Origin of the sequence: Actinoplanes oblitus (assembly GCF_030252345.1) — a bacterium.
Lineage (GTDB): Bacteria > Actinomycetota > Actinomycetes > Mycobacteriales > Micromonosporaceae > Actinoplanes > Actinoplanes oblitus.
Map to the genome: position 1 here is coordinate 8,997,608 of NZ_CP126980.1, position 21,256 is coordinate 9,018,863.

A 21,256-nucleotide genomic window follows, 5' to 3' on the forward strand; every position below is an offset into this window, starting at 1 on the left:
AAACTTACGCCGCTAGTTTATGCGCTAGCTGCGACGTACATCACTCGGAGGGGATCCGCATGACGACTCTGTCCCTGGCCACCGTGCTGGCCGAGAGCGCGCGCCGTTATCCGGACAAGGTCGCGGTGATCGACGCGGGCGCCCGGATCACCTACCGCGAGCTGTGGCAGCAGACCCGGGAGTACGCCGCCGGGCTGCGCGAGCTGGGTATCGGCGCCGGCCACACGGTCGCCGTGATGATTCCGAACGTCGCCGACTTCCCGCGGGTGTACTACGCGGCGCTGGCCGTGGGCGCCCGGGTGGTACCGGTCTCGCTGCTGCTGACCGCCGAGGAGGTCGGCTACGTGCTGACCGACAGCCAGGCCGACCTGCTCGTCACGCACTCGGCGTTCCTGCAGGTGGGCGCGGCGGCGGCGGGGCTGTCCGGCACCCCGCTGGTGAACGTCGGCCCGCTGCCGGCCGAGCTGCCGAACCCGCCCCGGCGGCTGGAGGACGTGGCCGCGTCGGTGCCGGCGCTGCACACCTACGTGACCCGGGAGGCCGAGGACGTCGCGGTGATCCTGTACACCAGCGGCACCACCGGCAAGCCGAAAGGCGCCCTGCTCACCCACCTCAACCTGGTGATGAACGCCGCGGTGAACGTGTTCGACGTGCACCCGATCACCGGCGACGACGTGGTGCTCGGCTGCCTGCCGCTGTTCCACACGTTCGGCCAGACGGTCGGGATGAACGCCACCTTCCGGCTCGGCGGCACGCTGGTGCTGCTGCCCCGGTTCTCCGGCGAGGCGGCGATCGAGCTGATGCTGCGGGAGAACGTGTCGATCTTCCACGGCGTGCCGACCATGTACATCGGCCTGCTCGAGGCGGCCGGGCGGGCGGAGCAGCTGCCCAAGCTCAAACTCTGCGTCTCCGGTGGCGCGTCCCTGCCGGTCGCCGTGCTGGAACGGTTCGCCGAGGCGTTCGGCTCGCACATCTGGGAGGGTTACGGGCTGTCCGAGACGTCGCCGACGGCGACGACCAACCAGCCGGCGTACGGCGCCAAGCCGGGCACCGTGGGACACCCGATCTGGGGCGTCGAGGTGGAGATCGCCCGCCCCGAGGTGCCGGAGCGCATCGAGTTCCTGTCGGCCGGCGAGCTCGGCGAGATCGTGGTCCGCGGGCACAACGTCTTCGCGGGTTACCTCAACCGGCCGGAGGCGACCGCCGAGGCCATCGTCGACGGCTGGTTCCGCACCGGCGACCTGGGCGTCAAGGACGACGAGGGGTTCATCAGCATCGTCGACCGGACCAAGGACCTGATCATCCGGGGCGGCTTCAACGTCTACCCGCGCGAGGTCGAGGAGGTGATCGCCCGCCACCCGGCGATCCAGCAGGTCGCGGTGATCGGCGTGGCGGACGAGACGCACGGCGAGGAGATCTGCGCGGTGGTGGTGCTGGACGACGCGAAACCCGACGAGAACCGCCTGACCGAGCAGGAGCTGATCGACTGGTCCCGGGAGCGGCTGGGCAAGCACAAGTACCCGCGGCAGGTCCGGTTCGCCGAGGCGCTCCCGCTCGGACCCAGCATGAAGGTCCTCAAGCGGGAGCTGCGCAAGCAGTACTCGAGCAAGTAGGAGCGAAGTACTCGGCTAGCCCAGAAGGGCGGGAAGTTCCGAGACGATCGGGACGTCGGCGGGCAGCCACGGGACGCTGTCCAGCTGGTCGGCGGCCAGCCAGCGCAGATCCTTGTGCTCCAGCGCCGCCGGCTGCCCGCCGTCGAGCACCTCGACGGCGTAGACCCGCAGCACGGCCCGGCCGTGGGCCAGCGGGACGTCCGGCCCGACCCGGCCGCCGACGACCACGGTGATGCCGAGCTCCTCGGCACACTCCCGGGCCAGGGCCTGCTGCTCGGTCTCCCCGCGCTCGACCTTGCCGCCGGGGAACTCCCATTTTCCGGCCGCCTCGGGCGGCGCGCTGCGCTGGCAGGCGAGCACCCGCCCGCCCTCGATGATCACCGCTGCGACAATCACCCTGGGTGATGGCGGCGCCTTGACGTATTGTTCCGACGGCATGAGAACCAAGATCGCACAAAACTCCGCCGATCAGGTTGCCCGAGCCGCCCCGATCGTCCCCCAAACACGGATATGTGGGCGTGGACATCACTGTCCCAACGGACGAGACTAGGTCTACCGACCATGACGACACGGCGACAGTTCGGCCACAAGCCGGCAACAACGCTTTGGGGGGGTGCGGCCATGCGGGCTAGGAAACGCCGGGACAACCACGGCTCCGACTATCTGAGCGACGCCCTCGCGCTGCTGGGCGGCTGGACTCGCGACGGCGTCCAGCTACGCCGCGATCTCGCGTGCGACGACAGCCAGCACGCCGCGCTGACCGAACGGATCCAGGTGGCCGCGGACACCCTGTCAATCCGGCCGAGCATCAGGCGCATCGAGGGGCACACCCAGATCTGCCTGGGTGACCGGGACGGTGACGCACTCACCGACCGTGACGTCACGCTCGCCGCCCGGATCGAGGACTTCTACCGCACCGTGGTCGGCCGTTCGTAGTCCCGCCGGACTACGCTGCGCCGCATGACTGACGTCGCTTACGACAACAAGGGTCAGCTGGAGCAGATCCAGAGCGGCCTGCTCGACGGGGAAACCATCATCGCCGTGTACGACGCGATCGGCGCCGGCACCGGCTTCATCGGCCTGACCAACCGGCGGATCATCATCCAGGACAAGTCGTTCGTCGGGAAGAAGTTCGCCATCACCAGCATCCCGTACGCCAAGGTGAGCTCGGTGAGCGTGGTCAGCAACAAGAGCTGGGCCGGCCAGTTCTTCTCCAGCGGCGAGATCGCGATCACTGTGGGCACCCACGTCTACGAGATCGAGTTCCGCGGCTCGGACAAGGCGCACCACGTGCACCAGGTCATCCTCGGCTACGCCTCCTGACGCCGGGTCACCGGCGTCACGGCTCGCCGACGGGCTGCGTCAGATCCCAGACGTACCGCCGGCCGGCGGGCCGTTCGTCCTTCCAGACCACCTCCCAGCGGCCCCGCTGGTCCCGGACCGGCTCACTGAGCACGCCGTACCCGGCCCGCTCCTTCACGCTCGGCGGCTGGTCGCTGTCCGGGAACGTGAACGTGACGACGAACCGGGTGAACGCCGACGGCGTACCGCTCGCTGTCGGCAGCCGGTCGTCCCAGACCAGCTGGTCCCAGCCGCGCTCGCGCAGCGGCCGCCACAGCCCGCGGGGCCGGTACGCCACCTCCCACTCGGTCGGCACCGTCATCGCCGGGTCGAAGATCAGCCACACCCGCAGCAGCCGGGTCTGCTCCAGCGGCAGCGGCGTGATGGTCCCGCCGACCGGCCGCACCGCCTTGAACTCGATCCCGTCGAGCCGGTTCAGCCCATCGGTGTCGGTCGGCACGATCGGCCGCATGGTCCGGTGGGTGACCAGCGGTTCCGGGGTGGTGGTCCGCCGCTCCACGATCCGGTCGGTCTCGTCGTCGTCGCCGACCGCGACGATCACCTCGAGGGTCTCGCTGAAGAGCGGCTTCTCCCGGTCGCTGATCCGCTGGATGGCGTCCAGGTAGTGCTGGTGCCCGGCCCGCTGCAGGGCCAGCGCCCGGGTGGCCTCGAGCAGCTCGGCGCGCAGCTGGCGGATCTTCAGGACGAAGGCGATCTGCCAGAACCGGATCACGAAGTAGAGCAGGCAGGCGAGGAATACCGCGGTCAGTGTCCCCTGGGCGGCCCGGGCCGGGATCTCGGCGAGCTGGGCGACGCCGGAAGCCAGGCCGATGAGCATCATCAGAACGTTCAGGGTGCCCCTGAACACGGTCTGATACTGGGACGGCGTCGCTGGCATCATTCCTCATGATCCCGAGCCGTTCCGATCGGATAAATCCCGTTAAAGAGTGACGCACCCCGATCCGGTGCGGCTGTTCGACCGATGTTCGACAGCCGAACGGACGAGGGAGCATGCCACCCCGGCCGCCCGGCGAACGGTTACCGGCGGGTAACCGTTGCCGCCCGCCGGAGCCGCGCCGCATGCTACCCGGAGGCCCGAAACACCGCCGTCCATCAATGCCGCTGCCCCCTCGGAGGCGATCACCGGTGCTGGCTCACCTGCAGAAGCCGCTGACCCGGAAGCCGAGCCGCGACATGCTCGGCAGCGATCTCGAACCGGCGCCCGCGGGCGGCGGCGGGGAAGGGGGCCAGCCACACCGGCTGGCGGTGCTGCTCGGCGCGAACGCCGCGTTCGCGATGGCGCTGCTGCTCTCCGCCGTCCTGGTCGGACTGGCCACCGTCGCGTTGCACTGACCCCCGCGCCGGTCCTACCGGAAGCTGCCGCCCTCGCCGCCACGCTTCGCCATCGTCTTCATCGCTCTCCCTCTGCCGTTGACTCCGCAGGGCCCAACGGAATCGATAGCGGTGCGGTTGTGATTCGCGGGTAGTTTATTCCGATACGCCGGTCAGTTCGGGTATTCCGGGAGAATCCGGGTCGGCAGCGGCGTCTCGGTCACCGTGCCGTCGGCGGCGCGCTTGAGCTCGTACCCCAAAGCTCCCTCGCGGTCCGCGACGACCTCCTCCAGTGACGTGCCGCGGAACACCAGCCCCGCGCCGTCGTCGGTGGCGTAGCCATCCGGCAGCGTGCCGTCGCCGATCAGCTCGTGCATCTTCGGCCGGCGCTCGCCCTCCCCGTCGTAGTGCACCCCGTTGCTGTACGGCAGCCAGCCCAGCCCGTCGGTGAAGCCGCGCAGCCGCAGCCCGAAGCTGTCCGTGGTGCCACCCCGGTGCCAGCAGATGGAGCCGGCCGACGAGCCACTCATCACCACGCCGGCCTGCCACGCCTCGTGCAGGATCTCGTCCAGCCCGTGCACCCGCCAGAGCGCGCAGAGGTTCGCCACACTGCCGCCGTCCACCCAGACGACGTCCTGCGCCAGCAGGTGCCCGCGGATGTCCTCGATGTTCGGCATCGGGAAGAGCTGCAGGTGCGACATGGTGAACCGGGTGCCGGCGAAGGCCGAGTAGAACGCGCCGATCCGGCTGTCCGGGTCGCCGGTCGCCTGGGCCAGCACGCAGATCTTCGGCGCCTCGGTCGCGTTCGCCAGCTCGGCCGCGAAGTGGTGGATCCGGCCGGGCCGGATGTCGAAGTTGCCCCGCCGGCCCCGCTCGAAACCGGCGCTGGTGGCGAGAATGGTGGGAATGTCCGCGGTCATCGCAACATCATCGCGCACGCCTCGGTGGTCTCCAGCACGAGATCGGCGGCGATGTCGATGGCCAGCGTGAGGTGCAGCGGATCGTTGTTGATCGCGGAGAACGCGGCGTCCACCCGCTCCTGGAACTTCGCCGGCGCGCCCGGCAGCCGCCCGGCCGCGGCCACCGCGCCCTTCTCGTTGATCAGCCACCGGCCGGCCGCGCCGTGCAGCGCGTGCGCGCACACCCCGGCCAGCCGGAACAGGCAACCGGCGACGTAGCCGGTGTCGAACCGGGAGACGCCCTTGCGGGCCAGGCCGACCAGGAAGTCGGCCTCCCAGAGACCGGCCACCAGCGCCTCGGACAACTGCCGGGGGAAGACCTGGAAGCGCCGGCGCAGGGCGGCCAGCTCACCGGTCGGGTCGGCCAGCACGCGGCTGACGGCCAGCTCGCCCGGGTACGCGAAGTCGGGCACCCCGAGCGGATGCCCGGCCTGCGCGTGGAACGCGTACCGGCCGTGCTCGGCCTCGTCCCAGCAGCGGAGCACCCGGTCCAGGTCCCGGTAGATCCAGTCGACCGGGTGGTCACCGATCCGCAACCAGCCGCCGCCGTCCACCCACGGTCCCCACTCGCCGACCGCGGTGACCCGGGCCTTCTCCCCGGCCACCGCGACCGCCAGCTCACCGAGCCGGCCGGTGTCGAACGGCGCCCGGTAGTACAGGCCCAGGTCGGTGTCGGACTCCGGCGCGTGGGCCTGCCGGGCCCGGCTGCCGCCGAGCACCACGCCGACCACTCCCGGGACGGTGACCAGGCGCTCGGCCATCTCGGTCAGTACGGCGTCGGTGAGAGCCATGCCGTCACCCTATGTCGGCCGGTGGCCCGATTCAGCACAGAGTGGCCGGTTCCAGCCGGACGTCGGCCAGCGACTCCGGGCCGAGCAGCGACAAGCCCTCGTCCGCCTCGGTCGACGGCGCCGGCTCGGGTTGCGTGCTCGCGCCCGGGCAGGCGGTCCGGCCCAGCGGGACGCAGAGGTTCAGGGCGCACGACGCGTCCCGCGCCGCGCCGAAGACCACCACCCGCTGCTGCGGCTGCCGGGTCACCGTGGTGTCCAGCAACCGCCGGCCGGACGGCTTGCCGTCGACCAGGGTGACCAGGTAGCGGACCAGTTCCTCGCCCGGAGCGCCGGGTGCCTGCACCTTGCGGACGCCGCGCGGCAGGGTCTCGTCGCGGACCACCCGGGTCGGGAACGGGACGGGCCGGGTCTCCACGTCGGTCCGGGTGGTGATCACCGGCTCGGCCCGCGGCCGGCTCCTGGCCCGCTTCTTCGACGGGCGCGGCGACCGCGCCCCGGTCCGGTCGGCCGGGTCCTCGGCGCGGGCGCGGCTCAGCTCGGCCCCGGTCGCCGCGGCGGACCGGTCCCGGCGGCCGGCGGCCGGTGGCGCCGGCTGGACCGGGGCGTGCACGTGCCGCCGCGGCACCGGCTCGGCGGCGGCCGCCTCCCGGCTGACGATCTCCGGGTCCTCCTCCAGCCGGGCGGCGCCCGGATCGTCGGCGATGGCCTGCTCGGCGGCCGCGGCGGACGGCTCGTCGCCGCCGGTCAGCACGGCCGCGCCGGCCACCCCACCGGCGACGACGACCAGCAGCGCGCTGGTGCCGGCGGCCATGCGGACACCGAACGGCAGCCGGGCCCACCAAGACTTTCGTGGCATTTCGAGCAGATGCTGCAGAGAGTCACTAGTTGTCTGGTTTTGCACCAAAGCATTGTGGCTTGTCCGGCTTGCTAAGCAAGCACGCGACGGTCACCCGAAAAGCTGACCGGGGGTGCCCGTCACCCGGGCCGGCGCGTTCCTCTTCGGGGCGAAATATCACCATTTCTGCCCCGCTCGCCCGCGTGCGCGCCCGCCGTACGATCACAGGCATGTCACCACCAGCCTCCGGACCGCTCGACCCGCTGAGCCCAGCCGAGGAGGCGGTGATGCGGGCACTGGGCCGCTTCCTGCTCGTCATACCCCGAGCGCTGGACGCCGACCTGATGCGCGAGCAACGCATGTCGGCCAGCGAGTACCACGTGCTGCGTCACCTCTCGGAGACCCCGGACCAGCGGATGCGGATGAGCGAGCTGGCCGCCGCCTGCGACATGTCGCTGAGCGGGATGACCCGGCTGGCGGCCAAGCTGGAGTCGCTCGGCTACGTCGAGCGGATCAGGTGCGAGGAGGACGCGCGCGGGGCCAACGCGGTGCTCACCGAGCGCGGCCTGGCCCGGCTGCGGGAGGCCTGGCCGACGCATCTGGCCAGCGTGCGGCGGCACATCTTCGACCACCTGGGTGATCTCGACCTGGACCAGCTGGCCAGCGCGTTCTCCGCGATGGCCACCGAGCCGTAGCCGCGGCTCAGCGCAGCGCCGGGAACACCGTGCCCGCGACGATCGCGCCGGCCAGCGCGCCGACCACCACCTGCGCCGGCGTGTGCGCCGTCAACCGCACCCGGGCCCAGCCGCCGAGCACCACCAGCGGCGCCCCGAGCAGCGCCGGCGGCCCGTAGATCGCCGTCATGGTGGCCAGCGCCCCGGCCGCCACCCCGGCGTGGATCGACATCTTCCACCAGTGCGTCACCAGCGCGAACACCACCAGCCCGAGCCCACCCGCGACGAGCAGCGCCAGCACCTCCCGGGGTGCCCCGAGCAGCACCATCAGCACCAGCCCGGCGCTCAGCGACCCCACCCCGAACAGCAGCGGCACCCGCCGCGCGGCCCGATCCGGGATGTGGTGGTCGGTGAGCCGCCCGGTCCGTACGCCGTGCAGCACGTACCCCAGCGGGATCACCGCCGCGAAGACCGCTCCGGGCAGTCCCCACCAGCGCGACACCCCGGGCGCCTCGCCGGCATGCCAGCCGACCGCCACGAGCAGTGCCGCCACCAGCACCGCCGGCGCCAGCACCTCCGAAACGACGTGAGCGATCCGGTCACCCACCCGCCCTGCGTTGATCACGCCTCATTCTGGCAGGCGGTATCCCGGTTTCCCCGCCAGCGCCCCGCACCCTTATACACATGCCCATCGCCGAATAGCGGGAAATAGCGATGAATTTATCCACGGGTGTCGAGACAGCAATTGCTCGTGGCGACAGTTCCGGCATGCATTGTCCGCACAGCCGAACCGCCCTTGTGGAGTGTTACGGTGACGGCATGACCGCGGTGCCCGAGTGGATGCGCCCGCCCCGCGCGGAGGGCTGGTTCGCCGATGATCTCGATCATCTTCCCGAGGCGCCGAGTCATACCGAGCTTATCGACGGAGCTCTCGTCTTCATGATGTCCCCCCAGCGTGCCTGGCACGGCCGCATCCTCACCGCCCTGGTGAACGCCCTTACCGAGCAGGCGCCAGCAGGTGTCGAGATCGAGCGGGAAATGACGATCCGGCTCGACGAGCGGAACCGCCCCGAGCCCGATCTCCTCGCGACAACGGCACCTTTCCAACCGGACCGCACGCTCTACACACCCGACCAGGTACTTTTGGTCGCCGAGGTGGTCTCGCCGGAGTCAGCGGAGCGTGACCGCACGGTCAAACTGCGGAAATACGCGGAAGCCGGCATCGCGCATTACTGGATCGTCGAGGAAGAGGACGGGGAGCCGGTCGTCCACGCCTACGAACTCGACCGGCCGACGCGCGCCTACGTGGCGACCGGAATCCACCGCCGGGAATTGCGCAGCCCGGTGCCGTTCCCGGTCCGGATCGACCTGACCGCGCTGGTTCCCGGCCGCCGGAGCTGAGCCGGGAGGACTCCGCGTCCGCGTGGCGAGCGGGCTGCCGTGAGTCCCACGACTGCACCTCGGAGGAGACCTTCGTCCCGGCGCGTGACCTGAGCCAGGTCGACGCGGCCCTGGCGAAGCAGAACCGCCCCCACGCCGGGGACATCGGGCTCCCCGGGCATGGCCGCCTCACGCCGATTGAAGCGGCCGGATGCTGTCGAGGGAGTCGCCGAGGGCGTCCTTCTCGACTTCGAGGTCGTAACGGTTCTGCAGATTGATCCAGAACAGATCCGTCGTGCCGAAGTAGCGCGAGAGACGAAGAGCGGTATCGGCCGAGATGCGCCGCTTTCCGTGGACGATCTCGTTGATCCGCCGTGGCGGCACACCAATGGCGACGGCAACCTTGTGCTGGGTGATTCCGAGCGGGGTGATGAAGTCCTCCATCAGCACCTCGCCGGGGTGGATGGGAGCTAGCTTGGTCACGGCGTTCACCTCCCTAGTGGTAGTCCACGATCTCCACGTCTTCTGGACCGGTCTCGGTCCAGACGAAGCAGATCCGCCACTGGTCATTGATCCGAATGCTGTGCTGACCTTTGCGGTCGCCGCTGAGCGCTTCCAACCGATTGCCTGGCGGAACTCGTAGATCGGCCAGGGCCATCGCAGCGTCGAGCAGCGCGAGCTTGCGCAACGCCGTCCGGAGGACCCGGGTGTCGAGCGACCTGACGTGCTCGCGTTGCCAAAGCCTCTCGGTCTCCCGGTTTCCGAAGGATCGGATCACCGGCTAAGCATAACGCGCAGCGTTAATAACGCAATCCGTTATTTCATGGCCGGGCGGCGGGAGCAACGCCACCCGCCAACCGCGGACCAGAGCGCCTGAACGCTCCGCGTACCGCGTCGAGGAGCGGTTGCGACCGCAGACGTTGAACCGGAATCAGACATTGAACCGGAACTCGACCACGTCGCCGTCCTTCATGATGTAGTCCTTGCCCTCCATGCGGACCTTGCCGGCCGCCTTCGCCGCGGCCATCGAGCCGGCCGCGATCAGGTCGTCGTAGCTGACGATCTCGGCCTTGATGAAGCCGCGCTGGAAGTCGGAGTGGATCACCCCGGCCGCCTCCGGGGCGGTCGCGCCGACCGGGACGGTCCAGGCGCGGGCCTCCTTCGGGCCGGCGGTGAGGTAGGTCTGCAGGCCCAGCGTCTCGAAGCCGACCCGGATCAGCCGGTTCAGGCCGGGCTCCGACTGGCCGGTGGACTGGAGCAGCTCCAGCGCCTCCTCGTCGTCCAGCTCGATCAGCTCGGACTCGATCTTCGCGTCCATGAAGACCGCCTCGGCCGGGGCGACCAGGGCACGCAGCTCGTCCAGGAACGCCTCGTTGCCCAGCTCGGCTTCGTCGACGTTGAAGACGTACAGGAAAGGTTTGGTGGTCAGCAGGTGGAGCTCACCCAGAAGCGACAGGTCGACGCCGGCCGCGGCGGCACCCTGGTAGAGCGTGACACCGTCGTTGAGCAGCTTGAAGGCGGCCTCGGCGGCGGCCACCGCGGCCGCCTTCTCCTTCTTGAGCTTGGCTTCCTTCTGCAGGCGCGGCAGCGCCTTCTCGACCGTCTGCAGGTCGGCCAGGATCAGCTCGGTGTTGATCGTCTCGATGTCGTCGGCGGGTGACACCTTGCCGTCGACGTGCAGCACGTTCGGGTCGGAGAAGGCCCGCACCACCTGGCAGATCGCCGACGCGTCGCGGATGTTCGCCAGGAACGCGTTACCCCGGCCCTGCCCCTTCGAGGCACCGCGGACCAGCCCGGCGATGTCGACGAAGCTCACCGGCGCCGGCAGGATCTTCTCGCTGCCGAACAGCTCGGCCAGTTTCCCCAGCCGCTCGTCGGGCAGGCCGACCACGCCGACGTTGGGCTCGATCGTCGCGAACGGGTAGTTCGCGGCGAGCACGTCGTTCTTGGTCAGGGCGTTGAACAGGGTGCTCTTGCCGACGTTGGGCAGGCCGACGATTCCGATGGTGAGGCTCACGGAACGCCAGTCTACGCAAGCCTCATCGGAAGAACTTCCGCAGTTCCGCGGCGACCAGCGCGGGCTTGCCGCTGTTGTCCGCGGCGAGATGCCCGACGCCGCTCAAGGTGACCCGGCGCACGCGCGGCAGCACCGGCTCCAGACCGAGCAGAACCGCTTTGAGGTACGCCGGGGAACGCTCGCCACCCAGCAGCAACGTCTCCGCCCTGACCGTCGCGTAGGTGCTCAGCGGGCCGGCCGCGTCCTCGACCACCGCCGCGTCGAGCCGCATCGTCGGCACCAGCGCGGCGATCTCCGGGTTGCGCACCGCGAGCCCGGCGAGCGGCAGCAGGGCGGGCCGGGGCAGCAGCCGCGCTCCCCCGGTGCCCTTCACCACCGTGGTGAACGCGGCGGCGGTCCGGCCACGGGACAGCTCGGCCTCGTACCGGGAAAGCCAGGCGACCGGATCGTGCCCGCCGTGCTTGAGCGGCGGCTCGTAGAGCGCGAGGCGCTCGATCGGCAGCTCCATCGCCGCACGCAGCGCGACGACCGCCCCGGAGCTGAGGCCGAACACGTTGCGCGCGCCCGTCTCGTCGAGCACCGCCGCCAGATCCGCGATCTCGGCCCGCAGCCCGTGCCCGGCCGCGGCCGGACCGCTGAGCCCTCGCCCGCGCCGGTCCGGCACGTAGACGGTGAACTCGCCGGCCAGCGCCGCGGCCAGCCGGGAGAAATTCGCCGCACTCTGCAGTCCGCCGTGCAGCAGCACGACCTTGGGGCCGCCGTCTCCGAAGGCCCGCCACCGGATGTCCGTCCTCGCCAAAGCCATCATGCGTCAACCGTAGTTGACACATCGGTCACCCGTCAACTGGAGTTGACAACTCTCCCGGCTCCGGGGCGGCGACGGTCATGTCCGAAACCCGCCAGCCGACGCCGGGGTGCGCGGAGCAGACTCGACGGCATGGAGCTGGACTTCGAGCGTTGCTACCGCGCTGTCGACAGCCGCGACCAGCGGTTCGACGGGTGCTTCTACACCGCGGTGCGAACCACCGGCATCTACTGCCGGCCGTCCTGCCCGGCGGTCACGCCGAAACGGCAGAACGTCACGTTCTACCTGAGCGCGGCGGCCGCCCAGCGGGGCGGCTTCCGGGCCTGCCGCCGGTGCCGGCCGGACGCGGCGCCCGGCTCCCCCGAATGGGACGCGCGGGCCGACACGGTCGGCCGGGCCATGCGGCTGATCGGCGACGGCGTGGTCGACCGGGAAGGCGTGGCCGGGCTGGCGTCCCGCCTCGGCTACACCGAACGGCACCTCAACCGGATGCTGACCACGGAACTCGGCGCCGGGCCGCTCGCCCTGGCCCGGGCGCAGCGGGCGCAGACCGCCCGGATCCTGGTGGAGACGACCGACCTCGGACTCGCGGAGATCGCGTTCGCGGCCGGGTTCGGCAGCGTGCGGCAGTTCAACGACACGATGCTCGAGGTGTACGCGCAGGCGCCGGGCCGGCTGCGGGAGACCCGGCGGGCGGTCCGGGGCGAGGCGGGGACGATCAATCTCCGGCTGGCGTACCGGGCGCCGCTGCACGTCGAGTCGCTGCTCGGGTTCCTCGGGGCGCGGACCCTGCCCGGGGTGGACGAGCTGGACGGGGACACGTACCGGCGGGGGCTGGTGCTGCCGCACGGCGGCGCGACCGTCGCGCTGCGGCCGGCCGAGCGGTGGGTGTTCGCGACGTTGCGGCTCAGCGACGTCCGGGACCTCGCGCCGGCGGTGGCACGGTGCCGGCGGCTGCTGGACCTGGACGCGGACCCGGATGCGATCGACGGCACGCTCGGCGGGGATCCGGCGCTCGCGGCGGGTGTGGCGGCGGAGCCGGGGGTGCGGGTGCCCAGGGCGGTGGACGGGTTCGAGATGGCGGTGCGGGCGGTGGTGGGGCAGCAGGTGAGTGTTTCGGGGGCTCGGACCACGTTGGGGCGGATCGTGCGGGCTGCCGGGGTGGCCGGGGCGTTCGGTGATCGCGGTGTGTCGGGTGGGTCTGCGGATCTCGGCCCTTCGGGCCCCGCCCCCGCCCCCGCCACCACCTCCGAACTCACCGGCTTCCCGCCCGCCGACGTCGTAGCCACCCTCCCGGATTCCGCCTTCGGCATGCCCACCGCCCGCCGAGACACCATCCGGGCCCTCGCCACCGCCGTGGCCGACGGCAAACTCGACCTCGACCCCGGCGCCGACCGAGCCGAAACCACCGCCCGCCTCCTGGAGCTCCCCGGCATCGGCCCGTGGACCGCCGGTTACGTCGCGATGCGCGCCACCGGCGACCCCGACGTCTTCCTCCCCACCGACCTGGCCGCCCGCCGCGGCGCGGCCGCCCTCGGCCTCCCGGACACGGCGAGGGCGCTCGCCGCGCATGCCGAACGCTGGCGCCCGTGGTGCTCGTATGCCCTGGTCCGGCTGTGGCGAGCCGCCTGATCCCGAACCTACTCCGCCGATCCACCCGCCCGCCGGTTGTCCACAGGCGGCCCACTGTCCACAGGCGACCGGAGAAGCCGCCGGAAATCCGCCAGGCTGTCCCCCCAACTCAAGGAGCTGATGAGCGATGTTGCGTCATTCGACGATGGACACTCCGACCGGCCCGTTCACCCTGGTGGTCGCGGATTCCGGCGCGGTCCGCGCGGCCGGTTTCACCACCGACGTGCCGGAGCTGGTCCGGCTGGTCCACCCGGCGCTGCGGGAGCCGATCGAGCCGGCTGACGACGTCGGCCCGGCTCAGGCGGCGGTCCGGGCGTATTTCGACGGCGACCTGCTGGCCCTGGACACGATCGCTGTGGAGCAGCGCACCGGTGGCGGGTTCATGGGGCACGCCTGGGAGGTGATGCGCGAGATCAAGCCGGGCGACCCGGTGACGTATGCGAGGTATGCGGTGCTGGCCGGCCGGCCGGCGGCGATCCGCGCGGCGGCCGCGGCGTGCGCGCGCAACGCGGTGGCGCTGATCGTGCCGTGTCACCGGGTGTTGCGGACGGACGGGTCGCTGGGCGGCTATCGCTGGGGCCTGCCGGTGAAGTCGTGGCTGCTGGAGCACGAGTCGGCGGGCTGAGCCCACCGAAGCGAAGCCGGTTGGCGCGCGCCCCGGCCGGCAGGCGACCGGGGTGGCGGACGGGCGGCACACTGGGGCGTGTTGCTCCCCCGCTGTGCCGCCTGCGGCCGGATCATGACGCTGACCGGTTTCCGCACGGCGAACGGCGAGCTGATCTGCCAACGGCACACCGGCACCCGCCCGTCCGTCTGTTGTGGTCTGCCGGCCGATCCCACGCTCGGCACGGACCGCCCGCTGTGCCGGCGGTGCGCGGTGACGGCGGTCCGCACCCAGCAGGACGTGAACCGCCGGTAGACGAGTTGCCCAAGGGCCGGGGCGAGGCCCGGCGCCACCGCGCGGTGCACGTCGGTGTGCGGGGCGTGCCGGCGCAGCGCGGTCAGGGCGGCGCCCAGCCGGGCCGGGCCGGTGGCGGGTGTGGTGATCCGGGGTGGCCGGATCGCGGCGTCGGCCTGCTGCAGCTGGAGCAGCGGGACCAGGTCGTCGGCGCCGGTGTGCAGCTCGACGCTCCAGCGGACCGCGGCGGCCAGCTCCGGGTCGGCGGTGAGCTGCCCGGCCAGGTGGACCAGGAGCAGGTCGACGGTGGCGCGCCGGTCGGACGGGCCGCCGGCCACGTCGCAGAGCAGGTACAGCGGCTGAATGGTCAGCCGCTCGGATTCATCGCCCACCGGATCCCCCGGCCCGACGTTATCCGAGCCGGGCCACCCGCCGCGCCGGTCGTCCACAGGCGAGAGTTGTCCACAGGTGCCGGAAACGCTGGTGCGAGCGCGCCCCGGCGTCCCTAGGCTGACCGGCATGACTGATACGGGAACCGGGCGCCCCGGCCTTCCCGAGCGACCGTCGCTGGACGGGCTCGAGGACAAGTGGGCGCCGCGCTGGCAGGAGGAGGGGACGTATGCGTTCGACCGCTCGAAGGAGCGTGCGGACGTGTTCGCGATCGACACACCGCCGCCGACCGTATCGGGCGAGTTGCACGTCGGGCACGTCTTCTCCTTCGCGCACACCGACCTGGTCGCGCGGTTCCAGCGGATGCGCGGCAAAGCCGTCTTCTACCCGATGGGCTGGGACGACAACGGCCTGCCCACCGAGCGCCGCGTGCAGAACGTGTTCGGTGTCCGCTGCGATCCCGCACTTGCCTACCAGCCGGGCTGGGAGCCGCCGGCCGATCCGCCGCGGCCGCCGGTCGCGATCTCCCGGCGCAACTTCGTCGAGTTGTGCGGGCGCCTGACCGCGCACGACGAGCAGGCCTACGAGGCGGTCTGGCGGCGGATCGGGCTGTCCGTCGACTGGGGACTGGGCTACACCACGATCGGCGACCGGGCGCGGGCCGTCGCGCAGCGGGCGTTCCTGGCGAACCTGGCTCGTGGCGAGGCGTACTCGTCGGAGGCACCGACCCTGTGGGACGTCGGCTATCGCACCGCCGTCGCGCAGGCCGAGCTGGAGGACCGGGAGCAGCCGGGCGCGTTCCACACCTTGCGCTTCCACGGGCCGGCCGGGCCGATCGAGGTGGACACCACCCGGCCGGAGCTGCTGCCGGCCTGTGTCGCGCTGGTCCATCATCCCGGCGACGAGCGGTTCGCCGGCGTGACGTCCGCGCGCAGCCCGCTGTTCGGCGTCGAGGTCCCGGTGCTGCCGCATCCCCTCGCCGAGCCGGGCAAGGGCACCGGCATCGCGATGGTCTGCACGTTCGGTGACCTGACCGACGTCACCTGGTGGCGCGACCTGGACCTGACCACCCGGGTGGTCCTGGGCCGCGACGGCCGGTTCCTGCCGGAGGCGCCGGCCGGCGTTCCCGGCGAGGTCTATCGCCGGCTGGCCGGGCGGGAGGTCGAGGACGCCCGGCGGGAGACGGTGCGGCTGCTGCGCGCGTCCGGGGAGCTGATCGGGGAGCCACGGCCGGTCCGGCATCCGGTCAAGTTCTACGAGAAAGGTGACGCGCCGCTGGAGATCGTCACCAGCCGGCAGTGGTTCATCCGCAACGGCGGCCGGGACCCGGAGCTGCGCGAGCGGCTGCTGGCGCGGGGCCGGGAGTTGCGCTGGGTTCCGGAGCACATGCGGCACCGTTTCGAGCACTGGGTCACCGGGCTCACCGGGGACTGGCTGATCAGCCGGCAGCGGTTCTTCGGCGTGCCGTTCCCGGTCTGGTACCGGCTCGACGACGCTGGCGAGCCGGACCATGACCAGCTTCTCATACCGGACGATTCGGCACTGCCGATCGACCCGACTTCGGACTGCCCGCCCGGGTTCGACGAGTCGGCGCGGGGCCGGCCGGGCGGCTTCGCGGCCGACCCCGACGTGATGGACACCTGGGCCACCTCGTCGCTGACCCCCTGGATCGCCGGCGGCGACCTGGTCGACAAGGTCTTCCCGATGGACATGCGGCCGCAGGCTCACGAGATCATCCGGACCTGGCTGTTCGCCACGGTGCTGCGCGCCGAGCAGCAGGCCGGGGTGCTGCCCTGGCACACCGCCGTCCTCTCCGGCTGGGTGGTCAACTCCGACAACAAGAAGATGTCCAGTTCCCGGGGCCGGCTGGTGGCCGCGAACGCGCCGATCGAGCAGTTCGGGGCGGACGCGGTGCGGTACTGGGCGGCGAGCGGGCGGCCGGGCGTCGACACGGCGTACGACCCGGCGCAGCTGAAGATCGGGCGACGGCTGGCGACGAAACTGCTCAACGCGTCGAAGTTCGCCCTGGGCCTGGGCGCGGAGCAGGCGCTGCGGCAGCCGGTCACCGAGCCGCTCGACCGGGCGATGCTGGGCCGGCTCGCCGAGGTGGTCACCGCGGCCACCGAGGCGTTCGACGGCTACCAGCACACCGACGCGTTGCAGGCGGCCGAGACGTTCTTCTGGACGTTCTGCGACGACTACATCGAGCTGGTGAAAAACCGGGCGTACGGGTCCGGGCCGGCCGCGGACTCGGCGCGGGCCGCCCTGGCCGCCGGGCTGTCGGTGCAGTTGCGGCTGTTCGCCCCGTTCCTGCCCTACGTGACGGAGGAGGTCTGGTCCTGGTGGCGCTACGGCTCGGTGCACCGGGCCACCTGGCCCACGAGATACGAGCTGACCCGGGTGGCACCGGAGGCCGACCCGGAGCTGCTGGACCTGGCCGGCGACGCGCTGCGCCAGGTGCGCCGGGCGAAATCGGACCGCAAGCTGTCGATGCGGGCCGAGGTGCCGCTGGCCGAGGCGCTCGGGCCGGGCCCGCTGCTCGACCGGCTTCAGCTGATCGACGGCGATGTCCGGGCGGCCGGGCGGATCGCCAAGCTGGATCTGCTGCGGGACCGGACGCCGGAGTTGGTGATCGCCTGCGCGTTCTGATCCGGTGGGGCGTTCCGGCCCGGCAAAAGCCGGGATCCCCGGAGCCGGGGGCATGGTTCGGTCCACCATAGGAGGCATGCCGATCGCCCCGGAGGAGGTCGAGGCGCCGGCCGGTGACACCGTGCTGTTCCGGTCGTCGCCGGCCCGGACGTTCATCGCGGTGTTCGCCGTGCTGATGGTGTCGTACCTGCTGGTCTCCCCGATCGTGGGGCGGCTCGCGCGGGGCAGCGGCGATCCCTGGTGGGTGACCACGCTGCAGGCGGTCGTCGTCGGCGCCACGGTCGCCGCGGGCTACTCGCTGTCCGCCCGGGCCGCGCTGACCACCTGGGTCCGGGTGTCCGCGGGTGGCCTGGAGCTGGCCGCGCAGGGCAGCGACCCGGTGCTGCTGGCCTGGTCGGACGTGGCAGCGGTGACGGTGCGGCGCAGCGGCCTGCGCACGGTGCTCGAGGTGACGCCGGTGGACATGGACGCCGTCCACCCGGTGCAGGGCTCCGGCGCGGGCTGGCCGGCGGTCACCGTCACGCCCCGGGGGCAGGCCTTCGTGGCCGACCTGACGCAGATCTGGCCGAGCCCGCGCGCGCTTCGCCACGAGCTGACGCGACGGCTGCACCCGTACCCCAAACCGGCCGCCACCGTCCGCCCACCGCAACCTTGGTGACAGACGCCGAGGCGGGCCCGAGGGCCCGCCTCGGCGTTCCGGTCCGCTTCTCGCGCCGGCCTTTCACAGATCGCCGTTGGTCACCGATACCGCCGATCGCATCCACATCGCCGCCGCTCGGTGACCGCCGCGAGCCGGGTCGGAAAACTCCGCCGATCGGTGACCGCCGCGGGTGGGTCGGAAAACTCCGCCGGTCGGTGACCGCCGCGGGTGGGTCGGAAGACTCCGCCGGTCGGTGACCGCCGCGGACCGGATCAGAAATCGCCGCCGAAGTCGCCGCCACCGAAGTCGCCGCCGCCCCAGTCGCCGCCGCCACCCCAGTCACCGCCGCCGCCGGTGTCGCCACCACCGACGTCGCCGAGGCTGTTCACGTCGCCGCCGTCGAAGTCGCCGCCGTCCTGGAAGCCGTCCTGGTAGCCGCCGGCGTAGCCACCGACGTCGCCGAACGCGGGCGAGAAGAGCGCGTCGAAGATCAGCATGCCGCCCAGGACGCCGGCGCCGGCGCCGAGCGCCGTCTTCCAGACCGGCGTGGAATACCAGCCGGCCGGGACCGGACGGCCCTGCACCCGGCCACCCGGGTAGTAGTAGGGCGTCTCCGGGCCGGGGCGCGGCCCCGCCTTGTAAGCGTGGCCCTGCACGCTGACCTCGCGCTCCTGGGTGAGCTGCCCACTGCCGCGGGCGGCGGCCAGCGGGGGCAGGTCGGGGCCGGGGTCGAGACCCATCGCGAGCCGGGCGGCCCGCACGTAGGCCAGGCCCTCCAGAGCGGACTCGCGGGCCAGCTCGAACTGGCGCACCGTGGTGGCCTGCTGGAGCTGGCCGCCGGCGGCGTTGTACCGCTCGCTGGCGTCGGCCAGGGCCTGCCGGGCGGCCGGCTCGTCGGCGTGCAGGTTCATCACCTGGCCGCCCAGCCGCTCATACCACCGCTGCGCCTCGGCGCGGGCGTCCGCCAACTGGGTCTGCTGGATTCGGCCGCCGCCGCGTTGAACGCCGACGACGATCAGGGCGGCGATCGCGACGATGGCCAGGATGAGCAACACGCCGTTCATGTTTCCCAAGGTACCCCCGGTGGTCTTGTCGCACTCTTCTGGCAATCTGCGGTGGTGACGTTCTCGACGCTCGCTGTGATCCTCGCCTGCCTGCTGGCCGGCGCCGCGCTGGGCTGGCTGGCCGCCCGGGCCCGCGCCGCCGCCGACATCGCCCGGCTGGAGGCGACGGTGGCCGCGGCCCGCGACGGCGAGCAGCGGCTGGAGCAGTCGATGCGGGCGCTGTCCTATGAGGCGACCGCGCAGTCGCAGGAGGCGGTGGCCCGGGCGGTCGCGCCGCTGCAGGACACCCTGCGGCGCTATGAGCAGCGGGTCGCCGAGCTGGAGCGGGACCGGGTGGACGCCTATGCGGAGCTGCGCGAGCAGGTCCGGGCGATGGGCGCGGTCTCCACCGAGCTGCGCGGCGAGACCCGGCAGCTGGTGTCGGCGCTGCGCACCCCGCAGGTGCGCGGCCGCTGGGGCGAGCACCAGCTGCGCCGGATCGTGGAGGCGGCCGGGCTGCTGGAGCACTGCGACTTCGCCGAGCAGGTGACCGGCGAGACCGACGTCCAGGGGGTGCGGCCCGACCTGGTGGTCCGGCTGCACGGCGGCCGCACCGTGGTGGTCGACGCGAAAGCGCCGCTGGAGGGCTATCTGTCCGCGATGGAGGCGCGCGACGAGCGGGACCGCGACCTCTATCTGGACCAGCACGCCCGGCACCTGCGGGCGCATGTGGACGCGCTCTCGGCCAAAGAGTATTGGACTGCGTTCGCGTCGAGCCCGGACTTCGTGGTGCTGTTCGTGCCGGCCGACCCGTTCCTGGACGCGGCCCTGCAGCGCGACCCGGTCCTGATGGAGTACGCGTTCCGGCGCAACGTGGTGCTGACCACCCCGGCCACGCTGATCGCGATGCTGCGCACCGTGGCGTTCTCCTGGCGGCAGGAGACGCTGACCGGCAACGCGGTGGCGGTGCACACCCTGGCCCGGGAGCTCTACGGCCGGTTGGCCACGCTGGGCGACCACGTGGGCCGGCTCGGGGTGTCGCTGAACGGTGCGGTCAGCGCGTACAACAAGGCGGTCGGCTCGCTGGAGTCGCGGGTGCTGGTCAGCGCCCGCAAGCTCGCCGAGATGGGGGTGTCGGACGAGGAGCTGGCCCAGCCCCCGCAGATCGAGATCGCGCCGCGCCAGCCGCAGGCCCCGGAGTTCAGCTAGCCGCGGCCGCCTTGGCGGCCTCCGCCGCCTTCATGTCCTTGCGCAGCTCCTGCGGCAGGGAGAAGGTGAGCCGCTCCTCAGCCGTGGTGAACTCGGTGACCTCGCCGAAACCACGCTCCGCGAGGTGCGCGAGGACCTCCATGACCAGCTCGTCCGGCACGCTGGCGCCGGAGGAGACGCCGACCGTCGTCGCGCCGTCCAGCCACTCGTCGCGGATCTCCGAGGCGTAGTCGACCAGGTGCCCGGCCCGGGCGCCGGCACCGAGCGCCACCTCGACCAGGCGCACCGAGTTCGACGAGTTCGTCGAGCCGACCACGATCACCACGTCGCACTCCGGCGCGATCTCCTTGATCACGTGCTGCCGGTTGGAGGTGGCGTAGCAGATGTCGTCGCTGGGCGGCGACTGGAGCAGCGGCAGCCGGGTCTTGAGCCGGGCCACCGTCTCCATCGTCTCGTCGACCGACAGCGTGGTCTGCGACAGCCACACCACCTTGGCCGGGTCGCGGACCACCACGTTGTCCACGTCGTCGGGGCCGTCGACCAGCTGGATGTGCGCGGGCGCCTCACCGGACGTACCGATGACCTCCTCGTGCCCCTCGTGACCGATCAGCAGGATGTCGTAGTCCTCGGCGGCGAACCGTTTCGCCTCGTGGTGCACCTTGGTGACCAGCGGGCAGGTCGCGTCGATCGCCTTCAGGCTGCGCTCGCGGGCCTGCTCGTGCACCTCGGGCGCGACGCCGTGCGCGGAGAACACCACGGTGGCGCCCTCCGGCACCTCGTAGTTCTCCTCCACGAAGATCGCGCCGCGGGCCTCGAGCGTGCTGACCACGTGCTTGTTGTGCACGATCTGCTTGCGCACGTAGACCGGGGCGCCGTACAGCTTCAGCGCCTCCTCGACGGTCTGCACGGCGCGGTCGACACCGGCGCAGTAGCCACGCGGCTTGGCGAGCAACACCCGCTTACGAGGTTCAGTCACCCGGCCATGGTACGTGCCCCGTTCCGCCCGCCGCCCGTCTGCGACCAGTGCCACAACCCGCCCGCGAGCGCC

At 71.8% G+C, this 21,256-nt stretch carries 24 protein-coding genes; 11 read left to right on the forward strand and 13 right to left on the reverse strand.

Annotation, left to right across the window (positions count from 1 at the left end; translation table 11 throughout):
* Window positions 1-59: 59 nt before the first annotated feature.
* The gene (locus Actob_RS40050; protein WP_284917178.1) at window positions 60-1,613 is read left to right on the forward strand and encodes a long-chain-fatty-acid--CoA ligase; all 1,554 of its coding nucleotides are present in this window, start codon (window positions 60-62) and stop codon (window positions 1,611-1,613) included.
* 15 nt (window positions 1,614-1,628) lie between these two features.
* Here Actob_RS40050 and Actob_RS40055 read toward each other — a convergent pair whose 3' ends face one another.
* On the reverse strand, window positions 1,629-2,051 hold the full coding sequence (locus tag Actob_RS40055; RefSeq protein WP_284917179.1) for a (deoxy)nucleoside triphosphate pyrophosphohydrolase: 423 nt from the start codon (window positions 2,049-2,051) through the stop codon (window positions 1,629-1,631).
* Window positions 2,052-2,234: 183 nt separating this feature from the next.
* Here Actob_RS40055 and Actob_RS40060 point away from each other — a divergent pair, with 183 nt between their 5' ends.
* Together Actob_RS40060 and Actob_RS40065 are read left to right on the forward strand one after the other, a co-directional pair.
* Window positions 2,235-2,549, forward strand: coding sequence for a 4a-hydroxytetrahydrobiopterin dehydratase (locus Actob_RS40060; protein ID WP_284917180.1), 315 nt, complete (start codon window positions 2,235-2,237; stop codon window positions 2,547-2,549).
* A 24-nt stretch (window positions 2,550-2,573) separates the two neighbouring features.
* Window positions 2,574-2,936, forward strand: a complete 363-nt coding sequence (locus tag Actob_RS40065) for a PH domain-containing protein (protein ID WP_284917181.1) — start codon at window positions 2,574-2,576, stop codon at window positions 2,934-2,936.
* 16 nt (window positions 2,937-2,952) lie between these two features.
* On the opposite strand, the gene Actob_RS40070 is transcribed toward Actob_RS40065, so the two are convergent.
* Window positions 2,953-3,822, reverse strand: a complete 870-nt coding sequence (locus tag Actob_RS40070) for a hypothetical protein (RefSeq protein ID WP_284917182.1) — start codon at window positions 3,820-3,822, stop codon at window positions 2,953-2,955.
* Window positions 3,823-4,100: 278 nt separating this feature from the next.
* Here Actob_RS40070 and Actob_RS40075 point away from each other — a divergent pair, with 278 nt between their 5' ends.
* On the forward strand, window positions 4,101-4,307 hold the full coding sequence (locus Actob_RS40075) for a hypothetical protein (protein ID WP_284917183.1): 207 nt from the start codon (window positions 4,101-4,103) through the stop codon (window positions 4,305-4,307).
* Between the two features lie 152 nt (window positions 4,308-4,459).
* Here Actob_RS40075 and Actob_RS40080 read toward each other — a convergent pair whose 3' ends face one another.
* Genes Actob_RS40080 through Actob_RS40090 form a run of 3 tightly spaced genes read right to left on the reverse strand, consistent with a single transcriptional unit; the run spans window position 4,460 to window position 6,892 of the window.
* Complete coding sequence (locus tag Actob_RS40080; RefSeq protein ID WP_284917184.1) at window positions 4,460-5,206, reverse strand: Type 1 glutamine amidotransferase-like domain-containing protein; 747 nt, start codon at window positions 5,204-5,206, stop codon at window positions 4,460-4,462.
* Window positions 5,203-6,036 carry a DNA polymerase subunit beta gene (locus tag Actob_RS40085; protein WP_284917185.1) on the reverse strand — a complete coding sequence of 278 codons (834 nt, stop codon included), beginning with the start codon at window positions 6,034-6,036 and terminating at the stop codon, window positions 5,203-5,205. Before Actob_RS40085 ends, Actob_RS40080 begins: the two co-directional genes overlap by 4 nt.
* Before the next feature lie 31 nt (window positions 6,037-6,067).
* A complete protein-coding gene (locus Actob_RS40090; RefSeq protein ID WP_284917186.1) occupies window positions 6,068-6,892 on the reverse strand; it encodes a G5 domain-containing protein in 825 nt (274 codons plus the stop codon).
* A gap of 209 nt (window positions 6,893-7,101) precedes the next feature.
* Here Actob_RS40090 and Actob_RS40095 point away from each other — a divergent pair, with 209 nt between their 5' ends.
* Window positions 7,102-7,566: a MarR family winged helix-turn-helix transcriptional regulator gene (locus Actob_RS40095; RefSeq protein ID WP_284917187.1), complete on the forward strand. Its 465-nt coding sequence runs from the start codon at window positions 7,102-7,104 to the stop codon at window positions 7,564-7,566.
* A 7-nt stretch (window positions 7,567-7,573) separates the two neighbouring features.
* On the opposite strand, the gene Actob_RS40100 is transcribed toward Actob_RS40095, so the two are convergent.
* Window positions 7,574-8,170 carry a phosphoesterase PA-phosphatase gene (locus tag Actob_RS40100; protein WP_284917188.1) on the reverse strand — a complete coding sequence of 199 codons (597 nt, stop codon included), beginning with the start codon at window positions 8,168-8,170 and terminating at the stop codon, window positions 7,574-7,576.
* Window positions 8,171-8,364: 194 nt separating this feature from the next.
* On the opposite strand from Actob_RS40100, the gene Actob_RS40105 reads away from it, so the two are divergent.
* Window positions 8,365-8,946 carry a Uma2 family endonuclease gene (locus tag Actob_RS40105; protein ID WP_284917189.1) on the forward strand — a complete coding sequence of 194 codons (582 nt, stop codon included), beginning with the start codon at window positions 8,365-8,367 and terminating at the stop codon, window positions 8,944-8,946.
* Window positions 8,947-9,114: 168 nt separating this feature from the next.
* Here the strand turns inward: Actob_RS40105 and Actob_RS40110 are convergent, their stop codons facing one another.
* From Actob_RS40110 to Actob_RS40125, 4 genes are all read right to left on the reverse strand, one after another.
* A complete protein-coding gene (locus Actob_RS40110; protein ID WP_284917190.1) occupies window positions 9,115-9,408 on the reverse strand; it encodes a HigA family addiction module antitoxin in 294 nt (97 codons plus the stop codon).
* Between the two features lie 13 nt (window positions 9,409-9,421).
* Window positions 9,422-9,703 (reverse strand): type II toxin-antitoxin system RelE/ParE family toxin, encoded by a 282-nt coding sequence (locus Actob_RS40115; RefSeq protein ID WP_284917191.1) that lies wholly within the window; start codon window positions 9,701-9,703, stop codon window positions 9,422-9,424.
* A gap of 153 nt (window positions 9,704-9,856) precedes the next feature.
* Window positions 9,857-10,942, reverse strand: coding sequence for a redox-regulated ATPase YchF (ychF, locus tag Actob_RS40120; RefSeq protein WP_284917192.1), 1,086 nt, complete (start codon window positions 10,940-10,942; stop codon window positions 9,857-9,859).
* A gap of 22 nt (window positions 10,943-10,964) precedes the next feature.
* Entirely contained in the window at window positions 10,965-11,750 is a 786-nt protein-coding gene (locus Actob_RS40125; protein WP_284917193.1) for an alpha/beta fold hydrolase, read from the reverse strand.
* A gap of 129 nt (window positions 11,751-11,879) precedes the next feature.
* Between Actob_RS40125 and Actob_RS40130 the strand changes: the two genes are divergently transcribed.
* Together Actob_RS40130 and Actob_RS40135 are read left to right on the forward strand one after the other, a co-directional pair.
* Window positions 11,880-13,379, forward strand: coding sequence for a DNA-3-methyladenine glycosylase 2 family protein (locus Actob_RS40130; protein WP_284917194.1), 1,500 nt, complete (start codon window positions 11,880-11,882; stop codon window positions 13,377-13,379).
* A gap of 127 nt (window positions 13,380-13,506) precedes the next feature.
* Window positions 13,507-14,004, forward strand: coding sequence for a methylated-DNA--[protein]-cysteine S-methyltransferase (locus Actob_RS40135; RefSeq protein ID WP_284917195.1), 498 nt, complete (start codon window positions 13,507-13,509; stop codon window positions 14,002-14,004).
* Here the strand turns inward: Actob_RS40135 and Actob_RS40140 are convergent.
* Window positions 13,947-14,669, reverse strand: coding sequence for a hypothetical protein (locus Actob_RS40140; protein ID WP_284917196.1), 723 nt, complete (start codon window positions 14,667-14,669; stop codon window positions 13,947-13,949). The two genes, Actob_RS40135 and Actob_RS40140, sit on opposite strands and share 58 nt — an antisense overlap.
* Before the next feature lie 127 nt (window positions 14,670-14,796).
* Here Actob_RS40140 and valS point away from each other — a divergent pair, with 127 nt between their 5' ends.
* Both valS and Actob_RS40150 read left to right on the forward strand, forming a co-directional pair.
* Window positions 14,797-17,316 (forward strand): valine--tRNA ligase, encoded by a 2,520-nt coding sequence (gene valS, locus Actob_RS40145; RefSeq protein WP_284917197.1) that lies wholly within the window; start codon window positions 14,797-14,799, stop codon window positions 17,314-17,316.
* A 76-nt stretch (window positions 17,317-17,392) separates the two neighbouring features.
* A complete protein-coding gene (locus Actob_RS40150; RefSeq protein ID WP_284917198.1) occupies window positions 17,393-17,974 on the forward strand; it encodes a hypothetical protein in 582 nt (193 codons plus the stop codon).
* A 254-nt stretch (window positions 17,975-18,228) separates the two neighbouring features.
* Here the strand turns inward: Actob_RS40150 and Actob_RS40155 are convergent, their stop codons facing one another.
* Window positions 18,229-19,020 (reverse strand): hypothetical protein, encoded by a 792-nt coding sequence (locus Actob_RS40155; RefSeq protein ID WP_284917199.1) that lies wholly within the window; start codon window positions 19,018-19,020, stop codon window positions 18,229-18,231.
* A 54-nt stretch (window positions 19,021-19,074) separates the two neighbouring features.
* Here Actob_RS40155 and Actob_RS40160 point away from each other — a divergent pair, with 54 nt between their 5' ends.
* On the forward strand, window positions 19,075-20,208 hold the full coding sequence (locus Actob_RS40160; protein WP_284917200.1) for a DNA recombination protein RmuC: 1,134 nt from the start codon (window positions 19,075-19,077) through the stop codon (window positions 20,206-20,208).
* Here the strand turns inward: Actob_RS40160 and Actob_RS40165 are convergent.
* The gene (locus tag Actob_RS40165; protein WP_284917201.1) at window positions 20,201-21,184 is read right to left on the reverse strand and encodes a 4-hydroxy-3-methylbut-2-enyl diphosphate reductase; all 984 of its coding nucleotides are present in this window, start codon (window positions 21,182-21,184) and stop codon (window positions 20,201-20,203) included. The two genes, Actob_RS40160 and Actob_RS40165, sit on opposite strands and share 8 nt — an antisense overlap.
* Between the last annotated feature and the right edge of the window lie 72 nt (window positions 21,185-21,256).